Genomic DNA, 21,656 nt, shown 5'->3' on the forward strand with positions numbered 1-21,656 from the left:
TACGTCTCCCTTTCACCGGAGGCGAAACCTAAGCGACGCGCTGCTTTGCGCGTTCCCAGGAAAACTCATGCCGCCCATCACCGCCGTCCGGAATGCAGGCGTGCCGCTGCGTAGCGTCGCGCTGATTCTCGTTTCGATGTTCTGCTTCGCCCTCGTCGACGCTCTCGCGAAATCCGTGGCGCTCGCCTATCCGGCCAATGAAGTGACGTTCTTCCGGATGCTGTTCGGCTTGCTGCCTGCGGTGGCGGTTTGCTTACGCGGCAAGCCTCTCATCGAGCGTTTCAGGCAGATGGATGTGCGTGGGCAGACCTTGCGCGCGTTGACGTTGCTCGGCGCGTCGGGGCTGTTCTTTGCAGGGCTGCCCTATGTGCCGCTCAGCGAAGCGGTGGCGATCGTCTACTCGGAGACCTTGCTGGTGATCGTGCTTGCACCGCTGCTTCTGAAGGAAACGCTCAAGCCGCGCGATGCGCTTGCCGCCGCGGTCGGTTTTGTCGGCGTGTTATTCGTGGTGCGTCCGGACGGTTCGCATTCGAATTGGCTCGGTCCGGTCCTGCTGATTTCGAGCGCGTTTTTTGGTGCTTTGTCGATCATTCAGATCAAGCGGATTCGCGCCACTGACGATTCGGGCACCACGGTGCTGTACTTCACGGTGATCGGCACGATCGTCACTGGGGCATCGCTATATTTCGCGTGGCGCACGCCGTCGATCGAAGCACTTGGGGTGATGGCCCTGCTCGGTGGGTTCGCCACGGCAGGGCAGTTGCTGATGACGATGGCATTTCGACAGGCCGATGCCGGCGCGCTCGCGCCGTATAACTACACGAGCATCGTGTGGGCTGCGTTGTTCGGTTACATCGTGTGGGGCGAGACGATCGGGAGCATGTCGCTGTTCGGCATTGCGTTGATTGTCGGCAGCTCGATTGCGGTTGCCGTGCGCGGCAAGCAGACCGAGGGTCCGCTCGTGTAGGCGTGCGCCGCATTCGCCGAATTCAAACTCACGTTTTATTGCTTCGCAGTTCAAACAATCGTCCTAGGAAAGCCTGGCCAGCAAGCTGGCTTTTTCGGACAACACGCCCTGCACATGCGGACGAATCGGTGTTGGGCGACTATAAATAGTAGGTAGCACGCATCCAGCTTGCACTCTCATTCGTACGTGACTGTACCGGCCGGAACTCGCGGTCGTTGCGGCGACATCGATTGATTCGCTGCGAACCCTCTGATGAATTCGGGCACGTTTACGATGCCGCAGACGCGCATGTCCACGATTTGAGAGGGAGATGTCATGGTTAGCGAACCCAGGAAGATTGTTCTCACGAGCCTTTTTGTCGGCGCGGTTGCGATTGCGGCTTATATTTCGCAGTCGGGCACAAGCTGGCTGTCGACGGACGAACTCGACCTGGAGCGCGACAATGCGTCGGCTCATTACTCACGCGGCGACACGATGACCGGTTCGGTGACTTCCGGACCGGTCGTTGGGCGCAGCGATTCGGCAGTGGCCATTGCCAGGAGCCTGCAGGCGGCGCGCAATAGTCTGCAGCGCGACGATCTTGCCGCCGCGCGGGCGCAACTGGACGCGATGCGCTCCGCACACCGGGACGACGATCAGATTCTTGCGCTGCAAAGAGAAGTGGACGCGCGCGCGGAGCAGGCGCAGCACACGCTGGCCGCGGTGCATGGGGAGAAGCCGGCGTTGCAGGGGGCGAAATCGGCACGCTCTGCGTCGCTGTCTTCCGGGAAAACAGGCCGTTCTCACGAAAGTTACGTAGCGACGCGCGAACACTCGAACCGCGCGTCCTCCAGTTACGCGAAGACCCGGCATGCTCCTGAAACCGCAGTAGTCGCTGTTAGCGCCAGTAGCTTGTCGAGCGGAAGAACGAGTGGCGTTGGCGCGCCTGCTGTTGCGAGTTCGTCATCCACTGTTCCTGCCGAGATGAAGGAAGTCTCCAACGTGACCAGCGCGCCAGCTGCGTCAAAGCCGATCCAGTCGATCCAGTCGATCCAGTCGATCCAGTCGATCCAGTCGATACAGTCGATACAGCCGACACGGCTGACGTCAGCGCCGCCAAGCTCGCAAGTCGACGTAACCGCGCAAGCCATACCGACGCCATCGGCATCTCAGCTCATGCCCTCTGCCGGCACGCTGGTTAAATCGGCGAGCGGGCCAAAAACCCGCGCAGAGGTGCGTGCGGAAATTGCCCGCGCTCGCGCCGACGGCAGCCTTCCCGCGTTCGGCAATCCGGACCCGGCGGGACCCGGCGGCGCACCGAGCATGACGGTCGTGCCGCGACCCTGAAGCTGCGCAGACTGCCGGCTATCGAAGCGATGCAGCGAGCCGGGCAGAACTGGATTTCTCCGTGCAATGTGATTCCCGCGTGGCCTTTAAAACTAACAACAACTATTTTCAATTTCCGCAATAATTGATTTAATTGATTTATTTATCTGCCAAAATATTCCAATTAATTTCCATTGGAATTAATTGGAATTATAAATCGATCTTAATTCGTTGTTGACCGAGATTCGTCATGCTATTCTGCGTCGGCTTGATTCTCCGGGAGAAGCATAAAATCAGGCACTTGGGGCGTGCTCGCGAGAGGAGTACGTCCCATTTCATTTTCGGCGGAAGTCCGGCTATTACGTGAAATGATCGGCAATCTAAAAAATCAGTGGCGTCGTATAAACACAACGTCGTAATCAACTGAAAAACAGTATTTCGATTGGTGAGATATTCTCGGCCGCTCGATAGCATCCGCTATTCGAATCAGGAGAGAAATCCATGAATAAATTCGTATTGTCGGGCCTCTCGCTCGCACTCATCGGCGCCGCGGGTGCCGCCCACGCACAAAGCTCGGTCACGCTGTACGGCCTGATCGATACGGGCCTGACCTACACCAGCAATTCGGGCGGCAGCAGCAACTTCCAGCAAGCCAGCGGCATGCTGAACGGCAATCGCTGGGGCCTGCGCGGTTCGGAAGATCTGGGCAACGGTCTGAAGGCGATTTTCGTGCTGGAAAACGGCTTCAATCTGTCGAACGGCAAGCTGGGGCAGAACAGCCGTGAGTTCGGGCGTCAGGCCTTCGTCGGTCTGTCGAGCGACCAGTTCGGCTCGGTCACGCTGGGTCGCCAGTACGACAGCCTGGTCGACTATCTCGCTCCGCTCGCGCTGAACGGCACGCAATACGGCGGCACGCTCGCATCGCACCCGTACGACAACGACAACCTGAACAACTCCGTGCGTATCAACAACTCGGTGAAGTTCCAGAGTGTCAATTACGGCGGCTTCAAGTTCGGTGCGTTGTACGGCTTCTCGAACGCAGCGGGCAGCTTCGCGGACAGCCGCGCTTACAGCGTCGGTGCATCGTACGCATTCGGCGGCCTGAAGTTCGCTGCGGGCTACCTGCAACTGAACGGCGGCGGTTCGACGACCAACACGAGCGGTGCCGTGGCGAGCGGTGACTCCACGTTCAACGCAGGCCTTCAGCGCACGTATGGAGCCGGTGTGAACTATGCGTTCGGCGCGGCCAACGTCGGCCTCGTGTTCACGCAGACGCAACTGAGCAACGCAACGTCGATCGGATCGTCGGCGTCGGGCACGACGAGCGGATTCGCGCTGACCAGCGGCAGCGCGCGCTTCACGAACTATGAAGTGAACGCACGTTATGCGTTCACGCCGGCATGGACGGTGTCGGGCGCGTACACGTTCACCGATGCAAGTCTGAACGGCGCGAGCCCGAAGTATCAACAGCTTACGTTGCAGACCGACTACGCATTGTCCAAGCGTACCGACGTGTATGTTGAAGCGGCATACCAGCACGTCGGCAGCGTGGGTGATTCGGGCATCACGGCGGATATCGTCGGTGTGAGCCGCTCGGCAACCGATTCGCAGGTGGTTGGCACGGTGGGTATCCGTCACCGCTTCTAAGCGGCTGGTGTAGGCAGTAAGCTGTAGAAAAGCCCGCATTTTGCGGGCTTTCTTGTTTGCAGTGAAGCCGCGGGCGCTGCAAGCGTGGCGGTCTCCGGGGCCCAAACGAGAAATGCGCTCATTGTGTACCATGCAGATTGCTTTGCACGCTGCGTGCGCTTCATGCTCGCTTCGTGCCGTGGCGCCTGCTGGACTGCCGTGAACAGCGCTATCGAATCCGAAGCGCCTGTTATCCCACACCCCGTGCCGGATGAACTGACATGCAGATAGAGCCGTTTCAGATTGCCGTGCCTGACGCTGACATAGATGATCTTCGCCGGCGGATTCACGCGACACGTTGGACACCGGCGACGCCGTCGCCCGCCTGGCAGCAAGGCGCCGATTCCGCCTGGCTGCGCGAGCTCGCCCAGTACTGGGCCGAGCGTTTCGATTGGCGCGAGGCGGAGCGCAGGTTGAATCTGCAACCGCAATTTCTCGCCGAGGTCGACGGTCAGCGCGTGCACTTCGTGCATCGGCGCGGCGTCGGTCCGGTGTCCTATCCGCTCGTGGTTACGCATGGCTGGCCGGGATCATTTTTCGAGTTCCACGCGCTGCTCGACCGGCTATGCGATCCGGCCGCATTCGGCTGCGATCCTGCCGATGCGTTCGACGTCGTCGTTCCGTCGCTGCCCGGTTTCGCGTTCTCGCAGGCTCCAGCGGAGCCCGGTACTTCCGCGTTTCAGGTGGCGGATTTGTGGGCATCACTGATGCGTGGCCTTGGTTACGAGCGCTTTGGCGCCCAGGGCGGCGATCTGGGCGCCGGCGTCTCGATCGCACTCGCGGCGCGGCATCATGAGCATGTCGACGGCATTCATCTCAACTTCCTGCCGAGCTCATACGAGCCCGCGAGCGGTGCCGCGCAAACACCGCTTACGTCCGCGGAGGAAGCCTATCTGCGGGAGAAGAACGAATGGGCCGCTCTCGAAGGCGGCTATGCCCATATGCACGCCACGAAACCGCAAACCGTGGCGGCGTCGCTGAACGACTCGCCGGTGGGTCTCGCGGCGTGGATCGGCGAGAAGTTTCGGGCGTGGAGCGATTGCGACGGCGACGTCGAGCGGGTGTTTTCGAAAGACGAGTTGCTCACCAACATTTCGCTCTACTGGCACACGCAGAGTATTGGAACGGCGATGCAGATGTATTGGGAAAACCGTCTGCAGCCGATGCGCTTCGCCGAAGGGCAGCGTGTCGTGCCGCCGGTGGGCTTCGCCCGTTTCCCAAAGGAGATCAATCACCCGCCGCGCACGTGGCTCGAACGGACCTTCGAGGTCGTGCAGTGGACCGACATGCCGAGCGGTGGCCATTTTGCTGCGATGGAAAAGCCTGATTTGCTCGCTGCCGAGATTCGCAAGTTTTTCAGGAAGTTGAGGCGTTAGGCGCATTGACGCCTCAGTGGCGGCGCACAAGACGGCAGCTCGATAGTGACTCCGATACGCCGGGCGGTGCGCTTGCGGAGTCAATCATCAAATAAGGTCAGGACCCGTCACGGCGCCCACGCAGCCGCGTATGATCGACGGTCGTTGTCGCATCCGGTTTTTCGTCAGCCGACGTTCGCAGCGCCGCCGACTCGCCGAAACCCGATGCACCATGAAATGGCAGCTCCCGGTACGCGTCTGATTCGCGAGGACAGGCATCCGCGCCATGGGGCACAAGAACAATGCCGCGACGATAGGTCTGACCGCACCAGGTTTCAGAGCAGGCCCGGCGGGAAAACAAAAAAACAATGCAGAAAATGAAGGCCATCAAGCGGCGTGTCATCTACTTCACGCGAGATCCCTTGCCAGATCTATTGACGAGCTTCGAGGAGCGCGATTGGCAGGTTGAAGTCATCGGCTCGGTTCGTGACGTGCGCGCGGCCGTGGATGACGGCTCGCTGGCGGCCGGGCTGGCCGATCTGTCGAGCGTGTTCGATTCCGGCGACGTTGCCGCGCTGGAAGCTTGCCTCGCGATGCCAAACATCGGCTGGGTCGCGATGACCGCGGCGCCGGAACTCGATGACGCTGCAATACGCAGGCTGGTGCGCGACTATTGCTTCGATTACGTGACGCTGCCTACCGCGAACGCCAGGGTGATCGATACGGTGGGCCATGCCTGCGGCATGATTTCGCTCGGCGAGCCGGTGTTCGTCGATACGTCCACTGCAGAAGACGAGATGATCGGCACCTGCGATGCCATGCTCGCGTTATTCCGCTCGATCCGCAAAGTGGCCGCAAACGACGCGCCCGTTTTTGTCTCCGGTGAATCCGGTACGGGCAAGGAGTTGACGGCAGCGGCGATTCACGCACACTCGCCGCGTCGCAACGCGCCGTTCGTCGCCATCAACTGTGGTGCGATTCCGCCGCACCTGTTGCAGTCTGAGTTGTTCGGCTACGAGCGCGGTGCGTTCACAGGGGCCAATCAACGCAGAATAGGGCGCGTCGAAGCCGCTCACGGCGGCACGGTATTTCTCGATGAAATCGGTGATCTGCCGTTCGAGAGTCAGGCGAGCCTGCTGCGCTTCCTGCAGGAAAGCACCATAGACCGCCTGGGCGGCAACGGTTCGATCGATGTCGACGTGCGCATCATCTCCGCCACCCACGTCGATATGGAGGTCGCGATCGAAGACGGGCGCTTCCGTGCTGACCTGTATCACCGCTTGTGCGTACTGAGAATCGACGAGCCGCCGCTTCGCGCGCGCGGCAAGGACATCGAACTGCTTGCGCTGTACACGTTGGATCGCTACAGGAAAGATGCGAGCCGCCGGCTGTATGGATTTTCTCCCGACGCGATCGCGGTGATGCATCAATACGACTGGCCCGGCAACGTGCGGGAACTGATCAACCGGGTTCGGCGCGCCATTGTGATGTCGGAGGGGCGCACGATTACCGCGGACGACCTCGAACTGGCGGGTTATGTCGCGACCGCGCCCCTGACGCTTGCACAGGCACGCGAGACAGCGGAGCGGCAGGCCATTGAACTCGCGCTGCTGCGCCATCGTGGGCGGCCCGGCGACGCCGCGCGCGAGCTCAGCATTTCACGCGCGACGCTGTACCGTTTGCTTGGCGCGCATGGCATGCGATACGGGGAAGACAGCGCCGCTGAAATGTGACACTTGACGCAAAGATTGTGTGCGGCAGGCAGGTAACTTGTTCACTCGAATGCTAAAGCGGCGGATATTTTGGCGTACTTTCGACCGGCCGAAAGCCGATTGACGGCACCCGTGTTGCGTCTTGCTGACTCTTGCTGACTTTTGGCGGAAAGGCAATGCAGGGACGTGAAACGATAGCTCATAGCTGATGCCTGCGCCCCGGTTCATCCGACTCCATCGCCGCGGATCATCACCCGGCTCGAGTGTGACGCCATGAAGGCGCGGGCCGCGGCACGAAGGCTGCGCGCCTCGCGCGGACTTCAGACTGACCCCACGAAAGGAGAGGCGGATCATTCCGCGAACGATAGCGGCAACGCTGGAAAAAAGCGAACCGTCTCTCACGCCTGGTGAGGAGCAACGTGAATCTTTTTCCTTGCACGCTGGTTTATGTGGATGTCGACGCGAGTCCGGGTCCCAACTCGACGAATCGCGATCCGCTGTCGTACGTGAGTCAGGCGATCTGCCTGAACAACAGCTTGCGGCAAGCCGGCATGCCGAAGCTGACCATCATGACCAACGCGCCGGCGGTGGTCGCGCAACGGCTCGAAAGCATGCCGGAGGAGCATCGGCCGGCACTGATGACGTTGAAGGCAACGATCGAGTTGCCGAAGAGCACGCCGTTCTATGCCGCGCATTTCAAGCTGGATCTGATGGACCAGATGGCCGATTCGCTGCCTGCCGACACGATGTTGTTGCTGCTCGACGCCGACATGGTCGCGCTGCTGCCGCTCGAGCGTAATCTGATCGAACGCTGCGCTGAAGCAGGACTCGGCGCATTCGATATTTCGGATCAGGTATTTCCGCCGTACGGCAGCGAACGTGTTGTTGCGGATCTCGAGATCGTGGCGGACAGGCGGCTCAGAAATCCGCGCTGGTACGGCGGCGAGTTTCTTCTGGCGACGCCCGCTGCATTACGCCGGCTGGTTCCCCGCGCGCGTGCCAGTTACGCGCGCTATGTCACCGAAATCAAGCGCCTGACACATCACGGCGACGAAGCGTTCATTTCCGCGGCACTCAATGTGCTGGTCGACGAAGGGCAGGGCCTGATCGAAGTGGGGGCTTATCAGGCCGTCGGCCGTCATTGGCCCGGCAATAATTATCGCGACGTGCGCTGGTTTCGCTGCTGTTCGTTCGTTCATTTGCCAGGCGGTAAGGCGTTGCTGGAAAGAGAGGCGCGTTTTGATGAATTTGCGCCGGACCGTTTTTGGCGCCACATGCGCGTGGCGCATCTGCGCGGCCGTGTGCGTCACGCGTTGAAACGGATCGCCCGGTTGCTCAGTGTCGAACGCCTCGCGACACTGTCTGCTTACTCCTTGCGCCGCGTAAAGAGCCAGGCGTTCACATTTTCACGTCGATGCGCCCATAAACGCCATTGGCTTCGTCGTTAGGCCCCGCAGCAAAAAACAGCGTGTTGGTCGGCTGGTTATCGAGTCCGTTGCCGAACGCGATACCCCAGAGCCCTGGTTGCACGAACGTGGTTCCGTTCGACAGGTTGACGGTGCCGAAGGATTGCCCGCTTGCCGGATCGAAAGCGTTGATCGTGCCGTCGCCGAAATTGCCGATCAGTATGTCGCCACTGAAGCGGCCGAAGTTGCCCGGCGCCTGAGCGACGCCCCACGGTGCGTTCAGCGGACCCGCTGAGGCAAAGTGCTGCAACAGGTTGCCGGCCGTATCGAATACGTCGACGAAGCCCAACCCGGAACCGTCGACATTGTCATGCGCGGCTGCGTTCTGTTTGGCGTAGGTCACGAAGAGTTTTGAGGCGATCGCCTGAATGCCGAACGGCGCAAAACCTGCCGGCAGCGTTGCGTCCTGAAACTTGCCGGGCATTGCGACCTTCGCAAAGTTCTTGTCGAACACGTCGATCTTGTTGTTGTGGAAATCGGTGGCATAGAGGAAGTTCGCCGTGCCATTGCTGGCGAGGGCAAGCCCCTTATAGACCGCGCCGCCACTACCGTCGTCGAACATGACGATCGCGTTCGTGGGCGCGACCGCCGGCGCCCATGCGGTGATCGTGCCGCCTTCGCCGGAGAAGATAAAGGCGCCTACGCCGGACTTGCCGCCCTGTGTGACCGTGAAATCCGTCGTACCGTTGAATACGATGCCGGTCGGATTCGCCGGGCCGCTGGTTCCGTTCGGAATACTGACAACCAAGGATTGCGGCACGCCGTTGCCGTCGTAGAGTGTGGCGACGGAGGTCCCGTTGTCGGCAACCCAGACGAAGCCCTTTGGATTGAACGCGACACCCCACCCGTTTTTCAGATTAGGGTCAGTGTGCGGCGCGGATACCGCGCCGTCGGAGACCAGCACTGTCGAGGTAAACGACTGCGAGTTGATAGACCCGGAGCTGCCGCCGCACGCGACAAGACTCGTCAAAGCCGCGGTGCTCACCACGGCGCTCAACACTGTAAGCACAGACTTCATGACCGCACCTCTCTCAAGACCGATGGTTGCTGCGGTTATTGAACGAGGCAGGCGGTGGGTTTATTCCTTTGGTGGGCGAACAATTTTGATCTGATCTGAGGCGGTATTCAGTTGGCCTTCTTTCAGATCGTACCGAACAGTGCCCGGGGACGATCTTTCAGCGTGCCTGTCAACAGTCGTAACGCACTCACGAGCTGATCGCGGCTCGTCGCGCAAGCGAGATTGATCCGCACGCCGTGCTCGATCTCCGACCTGTCCACCGCAAACGCCGAAGACGGCATCACCACGACGCCACGCGCCTTCGCATTCGCCGCAAAGTCGTCGGCACGCCACGGCGGCGGCAGCTTGAGCCACACGAACATGCACGCCGGGTCGGTCTGCAGCAATTCCTGTGGCAACAACTCGCGCGCCAGATCCTGCCGCGCGCGAATTTCAGCAAGCTGAGCGTCCATGATGTGGCGTGCGGTGCCGTCCTCGATCCAGATCGAAGCGATCAGCATCGACATCGGCGCGGGCATCCACGCGGTGGTGCGCACCGCCTCCGCACACAGCGCGGAACTGTCCGGCGGACTTAGCAGGTAGCCGAGCCGCAAACCGGGCGCGAGAATCTTCGAGGTTGCCGCGAGGTGGAACGTCAGTTCCGGACACAGGCTCGCAATGGTTGGCAGCCGCTGCGAAACCAGTGGCCCATAGACGTCGTCTTCGATGATCGCCACGCCATGCCGCCGTGCAATGTCGACGAGCGCCATGCGGCGCTCGAGACTCATCGTCGTCACCGTCGGGTTTTGCAGATTCGGTACGGTGAAGATCGCCTTCACCGGCATACGGCGGCAGGCACGCTCAACCTCGTCGGTCAGCAGGCCGTCGCGGTCGCTCGGAATGCCGACGATCTCGAACTGGAACACGGGAGCCAGTGCTTTCAACCCGTAGTAGGTGAGTTGATCGGCGAGGATTACGCCGTCGGTGCCGATCAGGCTGTTCAGCACCGCATACAAGCCGTGCTGCGCACCGCTCGTGACCACCACGTGATCGGGCGTCGGCGTGAAGCCCGGCGCGGCCATCCAGCGGGCGCCGGCGGCGCGCGCCCAGGCGGGGCCCTGTGGCGGCTGGTACTCCTGCAATTGCGGGTAACGCGGATCGCGCGGCAATTCCGCCAGCGTGCGTGCGAGGCAGTTCAGGAATTCGCCCGTGGCCGGCCGGTTGACGGTCAGGTCGATCGCCGCGTTGCTGGATGCCTGGGCGGGTTCGACGCTTGGCATGGCGCCGCCGGTCACGAGCGAGCCGCGCCGTTTACTGCCGATCACCAGCCCGCGCAACTGCAATTCCTTGTACGCGCGGGACACCGTCGACACATTGATGCCCAGTTCGGTGGCCAGTTGCCGCTGCGGCGGCAGGCGGCTGCCCGGCGGATAGACGCCGCTGCGAATCTCGTTCTCGATCGAACTGGACACCTCGACATACGTGGAACGCTTCGCCTGCGCCGGCGCTCCGTTGGCCCCACGCGCTGTGTCTTTGCCAGAAGCCATAAGAACTGATGTCTCCATACAAAATCGACTTTGTCCGCGATTGTGCGGAATTTTGCCGATTCTATACCAGACAAGCGCCGCCGCAACGCCTAAAAACGACGCTCCAGCACAGTTGCGGTTTGGTGCGCCCACGTTTGCAAGGACTGCGCCATAGACCATCCAGGGAAAATGCCAGGGCCACACAATGTGAGTTTTAATTGCACACAAAAAAATATTGTGTGATTCTGATTGCCAGAGTTTGTCTGGTGGCGAGTGCGCCAAGGTGTCGCCGGACTGTGTCCGGATTCAGTCCGCAGGAGTCTCCCGATGAGTTTTCCGCAGTCTCCTCAAGCCTCATCCGCGCCAAAGCATGGCGCGCTGGCGAGTGAGCAGCATGTCACGGTGCACGCGCTTTGCGGTGGCGGCGGCGAAATGGAAGGACGCAAGTGATGCCGGAAATTGCCATCATCGGTGCGGGATTCATCGGCCTCGCGAGCGCTGCGGCGCTGATGCGCGACGGCCATCGAGTCACGCTGTTCGATCCGGCTGGCGTGGGGCAGGGCGCGTCCTTCGGCAACGCGGGGACCTTCGCGCACTATGCGTGCATTCCGGTCAACAACCCCTCAGTGTTCCGCGATTTGCCGCGTTTTCTTCTGTCTAACGACAGCCCCTTCAGATTGCGCTGGGGATATCTGCCCCATCTCGCCCCTTGGCTCGCGCGCTTCATGATGAGTTCGCTGCCGCGGCGTTACGAAGCGAGCGCTGCGGCACTCGCCGCGTTGCTCGACCGAGCGAGCGATGGCTACGCGCCGCTGCTGGCAGACCCGGAACTTGCGCGTTTCGTCCGACCCCGTGAATGTCTCTATCTGTACTCGAATACGGCTTCGTTCGATGCCGCGCGTCCTGCACTCGATCTGCGCCGGCAGTTAGGCGTTGCCTTCGACGTGCTGAGGGGCAGCGACATCCGTGCGCTCGAACCGTCGCTCGCGCCGATATTCGAGCGCGGAGTGTTGTTCAGTAACAGTTGGCATTTCTCTGATCCACAAGGCTTTCTGCAGACGCTTTATCTACAGCTTGCCGACCAGGGGCTGACACTGCAGCGCTCCACTGTCGATGCAGTACAGCCTTCGGCTGACGGCGCGAGTGTGACGATCGATGGCGCCACGCGCCGCTTCAATCATGTCGTGATCGCCACCGGCGCGCGCTCCGCCCAATTTGCCAAACAATGCGGAGACCCGGTTCCACTCGACACGGAGCGCGGCTATCACGTTCGCTTTCCAGGCGCACAACAACTCGTTTCGCGACCGGTCGGCTGGGCCGAGCGCGGCTTTTACATGACGCCGATGAGCGACGGCCTGCGCGTCGCCGGCACGGTCGAACTGGCGGGTTTCGGCGACACGCACAACCGCTCGCTGATCGATCTGCTGACGTTTTCTTCGAAGCGCGCGTTACCCGCGCTCGATACGCCGGATAGCAGTTGGCTCGGGTTCCGGCCGACGTTGCCGGACGGTGTGCCGGTGCTCGGACGCTCACGCGCGAGCGAACGGGTGATCTACGCATTCGGCCACCAGCATCTCGGACTGACGTTAGCCGGGGTGAGCGGACGCATCGTCGCGGATCTGATCGCGCAGCGTGCGCCGGCGCTTGATCTCGCGCCTTACTCGGCCACGCGTTTTTGATTTTTATTGAGTTTTTGACCGCACCGATTTTCTTGTTTCACGACTAGCACGGCAGGACAGATTCGACGCGTCGCGCATCGGATCGGCCAACCTACATATCGCGCGACGTTACATCTCGCAAGGAGCGCATCATGAATCGCCGCAATTGGCTGTTGAGTGCCACAGTTTGCGCACTCGTCACGTATCTACCGTCTGCGTGGGCGGCCGATCCTGAGGTCGTCAAGATCGGTTTCGTCGGGCCGTTGACCGGGCCGGTCGCGCGAGTCGGTAAAGACTTGCAGTACGGTGCGCAACTCGCGCTCGATGAAGAGAACGCGAAACATCCGGTTATCGGCGGAAAGCCGGTCAAATTCGTGCTCGACGTGCAGGACGATCAGGCAGACCCGCGCGTCGCGATTCAGGTTGCGCAGAAACTGGTCGACGACGGCGTAGTCGGCGTGATCGGCCACTACAACTCGGGATGCAGCATTCCGGCGTCGACGGTCTATCACCAGGCGAACATTGCGATGATTACGCCGGGCTCGACCAATCCGCAACTCACCAAGCAAGGGTACAAGAACGTGTTTCGCACCATGGGGCACGACGGCATCGGCGGTGTCGTGGCGGGACATTTCGTGGTGGAGCAGATGAAGGCGAAGCGCATCGGCATCATCGATGACCGTACGGCATTCGGGCAAGGACTCGCGGACGCATTCGAAAAAGGCGCAAAAGAAGCGAATGGCAATATCGTCGATCGTGAGTTCACAAATGACAAGGCAGTGGATTTTCGCGCCATCCTGACGACACTCAAGAGCAAGAACGTCGATCTGATTTTCTTCGGCGGTCTGGATGAACAGGGCGCGATGCTGGTCAAGCAAATGCGCTCACTGGGCATGCAAGCGCAACTGTTCGGCGCGGGTGCGTTGAAGAGCAATGCTTTCCTGCAGATCGCCGGCTCGGCGGGTGACGGTACGCAGGATCTCGAGCCCGGTCCGGCGCTCGACAAGCTGCCTGCCGCGCAGGAGTTCGGCAAGCGCTACAAGGCGCGTTTCAATCAGGATGTCGAACTGTACGCACCGTTTGCCTACGACGCCGCGCTCGCCATGATCAAGGCGATTCACGAGGCCGACTCGCTCGATCGCGCGAAGATCGTCGGCAGCCTGTCGAAAGTGAAGGTTACCGGCGTGACCGGCAACATCACCTTCGACCCGTATGGCGATCTGATCAAGCCGCCGTACACGCTGTTTCAGGTCCAGCAAGGACAATGGAAGAGCATCAAGACGGTGGGTGGCAACGGAGCGTAGTGCTCTGCGAAGAGCTGCGGGTGGTTCTGCGTTTATGACGGCGGGAAGAATCCGTGATACCGGGAATTGCCGGCAGCGGTGGGCTCAGCGAGCTGACCGGTGGCGCCCACCGAAAGAAGCGTTTCCAGGGTTCCCGCCCGATTCGACACAAATGTCCACTGCGCGGCTGCTTCTTGCGATTCCGGCGCCGCGTGAACATGGCGCAGGGCAGTCAACAGCGCATCGCTATCTGGCGAAATCATGACAAAGCCTTCGTTCGCGAGCGCGGCATGATTCAGTCCCAGCTCAAGGCATACCTGCATGCGCAGCGGCGCCTCGAGCTGGTTCGCGCGACGTGACTGCTCGATCCGTTCAACGGTCGTGGCATCGACAAGGATTCCGTGTCTTTGCAGCGGTGTCTTCTGCCACGCATCTGATGGACACGCCTTGTTTTCCGGTGTCAGCACGACGAAAGGATTGATTTCAGCGGGATAGATCCGGCATACCAGCGGTCTTTCTTCGTAGATGCCGCAGCGCATGTCAGCGCCCAGATTGGGACAGGCTCCATCGAACGCCGCCGCGAGAACGATCGAGATACGGACCGGCAGGCTTCCGCTCATTGCAGGCGAAGAACGCGCCCGTTTGTACTCAGCTTGCGCATTGCCCGGCTCGGGCTCGACCGGCCACGGGATGGCCTCGCAGATGAGTTCCATGTGCCCGCCGCGCTCCAGCCAGACGATAGCCTCGGCAATCGTCAGCGCCAGACGCAAATCGTGGCAGCATTTGCCGCAAGCAGTGCATTCGAAATTGATGTCATTCACGCTAAATCCCTCGCCGCAAAAGTGTACGCGGGTCTTAGTCGAGGCAGAGGAAAAATTCTGACTGTGAATTCGATAATTTTTTTTGCGGGCTCGCCGCGCTGCCCAACGACTCCGCCCGGCGGTGGTTTGCGTCTGTACGCTCGATCTCTTTTCGTTCATGCTGCGCATGGCGTCGCCGGCCAGCCGAGGCACAATAGAAACAGAGGGTCGTCCGATGGCCTACAGTCGGGTGGCATGTTCATTTCTAGAAGCTTTCGATGCGAGGCCGACAGCATGACTGCATCCATCACGCTGGTCCTGTTCGACATGGAGGGCGTCCTGTCCCACTACGATCGTTCGGCGCGGGTCGATCGTCTCGCGGCAATTTCCGGGCAGACGCCGGAGGCTGTGCGGGACGCGATCTGGGGATCAGGGCTCGAAGCTCGTGCCGACGCGGGGCAGATCAGCGACGGCGACTATCTGGCCGCGCTCGGTGAACTGCTGAACTATCCTGTCAGTCGGGACGACTGGCTAAGCGCGCGCCACGCATCGATCACGCCGAATAAAGAAGTGCTCGCGCTCGCCGAACGCGTCGCAGAACATCACCGGATTGCAGTGCTCACCAACAACTGCCGTCTGCTGACCGACCATATTGGCTTTCTGAATCCACCCGTCGCTCAACTGTTCGGTCCTCACGTGTATGCGTCCGCCGCGTTCGGCGCAGCGAAGCCGGCCGCTCAAACCTATCTTCGCTGTGTGGAACAACTCGGTGTTCCAGCGGCCGAAACGCTCTTCATCGACGATACGGATGCCAACGTGGCCGGCGCGCGCCACGCCGGTCTGCAGGGATATCAGTTTGTCAGTGCAGCAGCGTTGTCGACGGAGTTGGAGCGTTGCGGATTGATCGAGCCGACGTAACGCGGGCGCCATGCGTGATACGCGGTTAAGCGTGCCGCTAACCGTTGAGGTCCGGATTATTCTGCGCGAGTTCGTGAATCCATTCGCTGAATACCCGCACGCACATGCTCAGCCGGCGGTGCGGATACAGCAAAGAAAGCGGCAAGGACGGACATTGGTAGGCGCTAAAGAGTTCACGCAACGCGCCGGCCTCAATCGCCTTGGCGACCATGAAACGCGGAACCTGAATAATCCCCAAGCCTGCGGTTGCGGACATGACATACACCAGCCCTTCGTTGACCGCGATGATGCCGTTCACTGTTTTTCTGATTCGCGTTCCATCCACTTCAAACTCGAATGGATAGATACGTCCGGTGCGCGCGGAAAAATAATTGACTGCACGATGGCGGTCGAGGTCGTCGGGCGTGGCGGGTTCGCCCATTCGCTCGAGATACGCCGGCGCAGCGCAGATAGTCGTGCGCACGCTGCCGATCGGTCGCGCGACGAGGTTGGAGTCGTCGAGAACACCGATCCGTATCACGCAATCGACGCCTTCCTGCACGAGATCAACGTTGCGATCGGCCAGCCCCAGCTTCACGGTGATGTCGGGGTAGCGCGCATTGAAATCGGGCATGACGGGCAGCAGCACGTTGGCGGCGAAGGTGGCGGACGTGTCGACGCGAATCGTGCCGCGTGGGTTGAGTCGCTTGTTCGATAATGCGGACTCAGCGTCGGAGACCTCGGCCAGAATGCGCGAGCAGTATTCGTAGTAGAGCGCGCCGTCCTCCGTAACCTGCACGCTGCGCGTGGTGCGATTCAGCAGGCGTACCCCAAGATGACTCTCCAGATTCTGCACGAGGGTCGACACCGACGCGCGCGGCATCTCCAGCGAATCGGCCGCCTTCGAGAAGCTCGATGCATCGACGACGCGCTTGAACACTGCCATGCCTTGAAGAATGTCCATACCGGCTTGCCCCCTCGAATGTGGCCGATCCGCAGTCTGGAACGGACTGGTGATGGGCACGCAAACGAGCGTGCGCGCGCCGTGGCCCGCTCACAGAAAATCTTGACACCGTTCGTTCATTGCCTATAGTTCACCATATGGCAAAGTATCCAGTCAGTCAACTCGATCGTACGTTTTCCGCCCTCGTGGACCCGACACGCCGGGCCATCCTCGCTCGCCTTGAGCGGGAGCCCGGCCTGTCGATAACGGAAATCGCGCGGCCGCTGCCGCTCAAGCTTCCGGCAATCATGAAGCACCTCGACGTGCTGAGCGACGCGGGTCTGGTGGCGCGTACCAAGAGCGGGCGGACCGTTTCGGTCGATCTGGTCGCAGGGCCGATGGAGGAGGCAATGGCATGGTTGAGGCGCTATGAGCGCTTCTGGTCCGCGAGCCTCGACCGGCTTGCCGATTTTGTGGAGGGACACGAGGAATGACCCAGGAAAAGCCGAGCCTGACTATCGTGCGGCGCATCAAAGCCCCGCCAGCCCGAGTTTACGCAGCGTGGACGAGCCTCGAACTGATGGCGCGCTGGTGGGGGCCTGACGCGGGGCCAGTGCTCAGCGCCGAAGCCGATCCGCGCGTGGGCGGCCACTTTCGCGTGGTGTTCCAGACACTGGACGGCGAAACGCACGACTGCCGCGGCGAATACCGGGAAGTCGAAACGGATCGCAAGCTCGTCTTCACGTGGGAGTGGGTCACGACGCCCGAACGACGCTCGCTCGTCACCATCAAGTTGCACCCCATTGAAGACGGAACCGAGCTCACGCTCACGCACGCGCAGTTCTTCGACGAGGCCGCACGCGACGCTCATCAGACCGGCTGGAGCACTGCACTGGACAAGCTCGATACATTCATGGCTCAGCTGGAAGACGAGGGCAACTGACTCGCGTCGGAAACGAACTCAACTCATACTGAGGTCGAATGTGAAGCTCTATCCCGGCACTTCCGGCACTTCCGGCACTTCCGCCGCGAACTCCGCGCTCCACGTCTGAAGGCACGACCATGTGCTGTGCGATCGTTGCACTCGCCATGACCTTGCTCGCCAGTTGGCGTAGCGTCTCGGGTACGCTGATCGGCCGTGCCGGGCGTCTGCGCCGCATCGCAATCGTGTTGATTGCGATCGGCGCCGCTGCCGGCTCCGCATTGGCGGCCGATCAATTCGCCGATGTCCGGAGCGAACAGTTGTCGTTCTATGCGCGCCTGAGCGCGATGCCGATTTGCGGCCACTTCATTCACTAGTCGTTTATTTTCATTCGTGAACTCAACAGCTGGTTAATTTTAAAAAACATTGGCTGTCGCCGCGTCTAATAGCACACTCCGCACTGCAATAAAATAAAGTTTCTCGTAGAAATGTGCGCCTATCCCACCTTTAGAGTATTAACTCTGCCGATTACTCAATCCATTCGATCTGCATACGTCGTGCACCCATTCAGGAAAGATTGTGAAAGGAAGTTGACACGAGAACGTTTGCCAATCTAGGCTACGCACTGTCGCTAAAAACTGACCCGGATCCTGTCCACCTGCTCGGAGACGCAGGTAAGCCGCTGCTTTGTCCGTCAGTCAGGCGATCGCGTGAAACTGCAGAAAAACGGCTCACGTCGTCTTTTTGAAAGTATTGTAATAATAAGGAAGCGTAATTCAAAAATCAGCCACAAGTGCTGAGGTAGTAACACGTCCGTATATTCTCGCTAGCAATCCGGCGCTAGTGCGGGAGACCTTTTTTGCTGAAAAATCAGAGAAACACAGCTTAAGCACTCATCGCACTTTCTTTATGCCGATTTTGTCAGTCGAGGATTAACTATGCGTATAAATTTCCGATTGCAGATACAATGCCTGGCCTTAGCCGGAATAATGGTCCTGGCGGGCTGCGGCGGTTCAGACGGCTCGTCGACGCTCTCGAGCAAGTCGGCTCAGACGCCGGCCGCCGCCTCCGATGTGGCGCTTGCGCCGCCCACTGCGCCGATCGTTGCGGACACATCGATCAACAAGAGCGTGCCGCCGGTCGAATTGCCCGATACGGTCACACCGATCAACTACAAGCTGTGGTTCCGGCCGAACCCGGCGCTCTCTTCATTCGACGGCCGCGCGGACGTCCAGATCAAGGTGCTGAAGGCCGTCAACGCGATCACGATTGCCGGGCATCGCGTCAAGTTCACAAACGGCACGATCACGCTGCAGCCAGGCAACATCCAGCTGATCGCCACGCCGCAGGATGACGGTGATTTCTACCAGCTTCGGCCAGTAAGCGGGCAGATCGCCGCCGGCAACTACTCGCTGCACATGGAGTGGAGCGGCATCATCAACTTCAAGACCTACGACGATCCGGTCGCCAAGACCGGCGGCAGTTGCGGCGACGATCCCTATCCGGGTTGCTCCGCGGCGGAGGGCGTGTTTCGCGTCGACCTGAAGTCGACCGATGGCACGACGAGCGGCGCGATTCTCACGCAGGGGGAGTCGAATCTCGCGCGTCAGTGGTTCCCGGGCTGGGACGAGCCAGCTTTCCGGCCCACCTACGAGGTGAGTGCGGAAGTCCCGCAGAACTGGAACGTCGTCTCGAACGCGGCGGAAAAACCGGCCGTGAATGTGGACAGCGGCTACAAACTGGTGTCGTTCGAAAAGACGCCGCCGATGCCTTCGTATCTGCTCTTCTTCGGTGGCGGCCAGTTCGACATTCTCGAAGACGACTTCTCGAGCCCGCTGCCTGACCACAAGGGTCTGCATCTGCGCATCTTCACGCCACCTGGCATGCGAGACTGGGCGAAACCGGCCATGCAGCAGACCAGGCAGGCACTCGATTACTACTATCGCTATACCGGCATTCCGTTGCCGCTCACCAAGTTCGACACGATCGCCGCCAACGACGCGTTCAAGGAGCAGAAGGATCTGAACTTCGGCGGGATGGAGAACTGGGGCGCGATTCTCGAATTCGCCGACGACATTCTGCCGGCGCCTGGCACCACCATGTCCGATTACGGCGTGACGGTTTTGACGCATGAAGCCGCGCACCAATGGTTCGGCGATCTGGTCACGCTCGACTGGTGGGACGACGTGTGGCTGAACGAATCGTTCGCGACGTTCTTCGAGAACAAGACCAAGGTGCGCTTCTTCCCGGACCGCTTCAGCTGGGTCGATGACGTGAAGAACAAGTATGCGGTCATCAACGCCGATCTGAAATCCACTTCGTTCCCGGTGCAGCCAAACTTCAACGGCTGGGCCTCGAACGACTTCGTCCTGAGCGCAAGCGCCTTTACGTACGACAAGGGCGGCCATGTGCTGAAGATGCTGGAAAATTATCTCGGCGAGGACGTGTTGCGCAAAGGGCTGCAGTCGTATCTGGCCGACTATGCGCTCGGCAACGGCACGCCGAAGCGTTTGTGGGACGAACTAGCCAAGGCGAGCGGCGAGCCGATGGTCGCGATCGGCGACAGTTTCGTACGGCAAACCGGCGTGCCTTTGCTTTCGCTCGACACCCAGTGCGATCTGACGACCAATCAGACCGTGGTCACGCTCAAGCAGTCGCCATTCCCGAATCAGAACCAGTATCCCGGCACGCAATGGACCATTCCGTTGACGCTCGCCTACGGTGACGGACTGACATCGCGCAAGACGGTTGCGATGAAGGACACGCAAACGCAGGTGCGCCTGAATGGCTGTTCAGCGGTGCTCGCGGATCCGAGCGGTCTCGACTACTACGTGACGAACTACAGCAACAACGCGTGGAGTCAGTTGCTGGCGCAGGGGAACGCGCTGAAGGATCCGGTTTTGCTGACCAGTTTGCAACTCGAAGCCAAGCTGCTGGTGAAGAACGGTCTGGCGGATCCATCGCGTGCAACCAGTATCGGCTCGCTTAGCCCGACGGCTACGCCGCTTGCGCGTCAGTTGCTGATGACTGCGCCGACGACACAGTCGCTGCGTCCGACGATCCGCTATCAGGGCAAGTTCAAACTGAAGCCGCAAGCGCAGCAAGGGCAATAAGCCCGGAAAGCCCGTAGCTGTACATGGCCGTAGTAAAAGGCCGGGCCGTCGTGGCCCGCATCCAGATGCGATGCGGGCCACGGCACGTCTGCTGCATCGAAGGAGCGCAGCTTTTTCCAACCATGCTTTGATATCTACATCCGCCTGGATAAGCGGTCGAATACCGGTGTCGCTCATGCCGAACTCGGTCGACGCTCCAGCCAATTCCGCAACAGACCCGCCAGAAGCGCGCTAACGATCACGGCAAGGTAAAGCGAGACGAGGCTGTGGCGCCACGTATCGAGTGCAAGCTGGTGCATCAGCAGTTTCGAATCAGGCGCAGGGAGAACCACATGCATTGCCACGACGGCTTGCTTCATTCGCAGAAAACCCACGGCGGATAGCAATGGCAAACCAACGAGCAGGGCCAGCAGAGCGGGCCTCGCGCGTTGCATCGCCGGATAGTGGCGCAATCGGAACCACACGCCGAGGCAGCCATGGATCCAGCCTGGCGCAAGCAGTGCAAGTTGCAGACCCTGCGTGCCGCTCGTGATCAGCGATATCACGATCCGCTCGTAGTTCGGCTCGAAGCCATACAGCGACGTCGCGAGGCGCGTTGCGACCGCATGCCGGATGAGCAGCAATGGCAGGCTGAGTCCTGCCCACAGCCGGATCCATTCGGCGGGCGGGAGCACCCAGTGACGACGTCCGTAAATCGTGCGCACAGCCAACGCGAAATGGACCAGGGCCGCGCCGTACAGCAGGAGCGTGCCGGGCAGGCTGTGCCAGATCCACAGGGCGAACGTCAGTCCTCGCCCGGCAAGATCGAGTGACCAGATTCCGAGCGCGTGATTGACCAAGTGCAAGAACAGATAAATGAGCAGCATCACGCCAGATCCGAGTTGCAGGCGGCGCAGAACGGGCCACAATTCCGGTCGCACATCATTCTCCTTTCAATTTGTATGCTCAGAAGCGGCATGGGTGGCCGCAGTCGAATCGCGTCGGGCAGGCGGCCTTGCCGGCCTTCTCAAGCCCCTTGTACTCCTC

General features: G+C 60.6%; 19 protein-coding genes. 14 read left to right on the top strand and 5 right to left on the bottom strand.

Annotated elements, in window-relative coordinates; translation table 11 throughout:
- Positions 1–67 precede the first annotated feature (67 nt).
- The 6 genes from PQQ86_RS28680 to PQQ86_RS28705 all read left to right on the top strand — a co-directional run bounded on the left by PQQ86_RS28680 (position 68) and on the right by PQQ86_RS28705 (position 8,473).
- Positions 68–967 carry a DMT family transporter gene (locus PQQ86_RS28680; protein WP_408274678.1) on the top strand — a complete coding sequence of 300 codons (900 nt, stop codon included), beginning with the start codon at positions 68–70 and terminating at the stop codon, positions 965–967.
- A 315-nt stretch (positions 968–1,282) separates the two neighbouring features.
- Complete coding sequence (locus tag PQQ86_RS28685; RefSeq protein ID WP_408274681.1) at positions 1,283–2,293, top strand: DUF4148 domain-containing protein; 1,011 nt, start codon at positions 1,283–1,285, stop codon at positions 2,291–2,293.
- A gap of 480 nt (positions 2,294–2,773) precedes the next feature.
- On the top strand, positions 2,774–3,919 hold the full coding sequence (locus tag PQQ86_RS28690; RefSeq protein ID WP_408274684.1) for a porin: 1,146 nt from the start codon (positions 2,774–2,776) through the stop codon (positions 3,917–3,919).
- A gap of 260 nt (positions 3,920–4,179) precedes the next feature.
- Complete coding sequence (locus PQQ86_RS28695; RefSeq protein ID WP_408274687.1) at positions 4,180–5,334, top strand: epoxide hydrolase family protein; 1,155 nt, start codon at positions 4,180–4,182, stop codon at positions 5,332–5,334.
- Between the two features lie 356 nt (positions 5,335–5,690).
- Positions 5,691–7,046, top strand: a complete 1,356-nt coding sequence (locus PQQ86_RS28700; protein WP_408279384.1) for a sigma-54 dependent transcriptional regulator — start codon at positions 5,691–5,693, stop codon at positions 7,044–7,046.
- Positions 7,047–7,444: 398 nt separating this feature from the next.
- Complete coding sequence (locus tag PQQ86_RS28705) at positions 7,445–8,473, top strand: hypothetical protein (protein ID WP_408274690.1); 1,029 nt, start codon at positions 7,445–7,447, stop codon at positions 8,471–8,473.
- Here PQQ86_RS28705 and PQQ86_RS28710 read toward each other — a convergent pair.
- Both PQQ86_RS28710 and PQQ86_RS28715 read right to left on the bottom strand, forming a co-directional pair.
- A complete protein-coding gene (locus PQQ86_RS28710) occupies positions 8,424–9,509 on the bottom strand; it encodes a TIGR03118 family protein (protein WP_408274692.1) in 1,086 nt (361 codons plus the stop codon). The genes PQQ86_RS28705 and PQQ86_RS28710 overlap by 50 nt on opposite strands.
- A gap of 122 nt (positions 9,510–9,631) precedes the next feature.
- Complete coding sequence (locus tag PQQ86_RS28715) at positions 9,632–11,035, bottom strand: aminotransferase-like domain-containing protein (protein ID WP_408274695.1); 1,404 nt, start codon at positions 11,033–11,035, stop codon at positions 9,632–9,634.
- 306 nt (positions 11,036–11,341) lie between these two features.
- On the opposite strand from PQQ86_RS28715, the gene PQQ86_RS28720 reads away from it, so the two are divergent.
- From PQQ86_RS28720 to PQQ86_RS28730, 3 genes are all read left to right on the top strand, one after another.
- Positions 11,342–11,464, top strand: a complete 123-nt coding sequence (locus PQQ86_RS28720; RefSeq protein WP_408274698.1) for a hypothetical protein — start codon at positions 11,342–11,344, stop codon at positions 11,462–11,464.
- Positions 11,464–12,693, top strand: coding sequence for an NAD(P)/FAD-dependent oxidoreductase (locus tag PQQ86_RS28725; RefSeq protein WP_408274700.1), 1,230 nt, complete (start codon positions 11,464–11,466; stop codon positions 12,691–12,693). The genes PQQ86_RS28720 and PQQ86_RS28725 overlap by 1 nt, the downstream gene beginning before the upstream one ends.
- A gap of 131 nt (positions 12,694–12,824) precedes the next feature.
- Positions 12,825–13,976 carry a branched-chain amino acid ABC transporter substrate-binding protein gene (locus tag PQQ86_RS28730; RefSeq protein WP_408274703.1) on the top strand — a complete coding sequence of 384 codons (1,152 nt, stop codon included), beginning with the start codon at positions 12,825–12,827 and terminating at the stop codon, positions 13,974–13,976.
- A gap of 32 nt (positions 13,977–14,008) precedes the next feature.
- Here the strand turns inward: PQQ86_RS28730 and PQQ86_RS28735 are convergent, their stop codons facing one another.
- Positions 14,009–14,776 carry a YkgJ family cysteine cluster protein gene (locus PQQ86_RS28735; RefSeq protein WP_408274705.1) on the bottom strand — a complete coding sequence of 256 codons (768 nt, stop codon included), beginning with the start codon at positions 14,774–14,776 and terminating at the stop codon, positions 14,009–14,011.
- A gap of 273 nt (positions 14,777–15,049) precedes the next feature.
- On the opposite strand from PQQ86_RS28735, the gene PQQ86_RS28740 reads away from it, so the two are divergent.
- A complete protein-coding gene (locus tag PQQ86_RS28740; protein ID WP_408274708.1) occupies positions 15,050–15,673 on the top strand; it encodes an HAD family hydrolase in 624 nt (207 codons plus the stop codon).
- Positions 15,674–15,710: 37 nt separating this feature from the next.
- Here PQQ86_RS28740 and PQQ86_RS28745 read toward each other — a convergent pair whose 3' ends face one another.
- Positions 15,711–16,616 (bottom strand): LysR family transcriptional regulator, encoded by a 906-nt coding sequence (locus PQQ86_RS28745; protein ID WP_408274711.1) that lies wholly within the window; start codon positions 16,614–16,616, stop codon positions 15,711–15,713.
- A 137-nt stretch (positions 16,617–16,753) separates the two neighbouring features.
- Between PQQ86_RS28745 and PQQ86_RS28750 the strand changes: the two genes are divergently transcribed.
- From PQQ86_RS28750 to PQQ86_RS28765, 4 genes are all read left to right on the top strand, one after another.
- Positions 16,754–17,089, top strand: a complete 336-nt coding sequence (locus PQQ86_RS28750; protein WP_408274714.1) for an ArsR/SmtB family transcription factor — start codon at positions 16,754–16,756, stop codon at positions 17,087–17,089.
- A complete protein-coding gene (locus PQQ86_RS28755) occupies positions 17,086–17,538 on the top strand; it encodes an SRPBCC family protein (RefSeq protein ID WP_408274717.1) in 453 nt (150 codons plus the stop codon). Before PQQ86_RS28750 ends, PQQ86_RS28755 begins: the two co-directional genes overlap by 4 nt.
- 119 nt (positions 17,539–17,657) lie before the next feature.
- Entirely contained in the window at positions 17,658–17,894 is a 237-nt protein-coding gene (locus tag PQQ86_RS28760; RefSeq protein ID WP_408274720.1) for a hypothetical protein, read from the top strand.
- 561 nt (positions 17,895–18,455) lie between these two features.
- Positions 18,456–20,630: a M1 family metallopeptidase gene (locus tag PQQ86_RS28765; RefSeq protein ID WP_408274722.1), complete on the top strand. Its 2,175-nt coding sequence runs from the start codon at positions 18,456–18,458 to the stop codon at positions 20,628–20,630.
- A gap of 173 nt (positions 20,631–20,803) precedes the next feature.
- Here PQQ86_RS28765 and PQQ86_RS28770 read toward each other — a convergent pair whose 3' ends face one another.
- Positions 20,804–21,496, bottom strand: coding sequence for a hypothetical protein (locus tag PQQ86_RS28770; RefSeq protein WP_408279385.1), 693 nt, complete (start codon positions 21,494–21,496; stop codon positions 20,804–20,806).
- Positions 21,497–21,656: the final 160 nt, after the last annotated feature.

The organism is Paraburkholderia sediminicola (genome assembly GCF_046026675.1).
GTDB classification, from domain to species: domain Bacteria; phylum Pseudomonadota; class Gammaproteobacteria; order Burkholderiales; family Burkholderiaceae; genus Paraburkholderia; species Paraburkholderia sediminicola_F.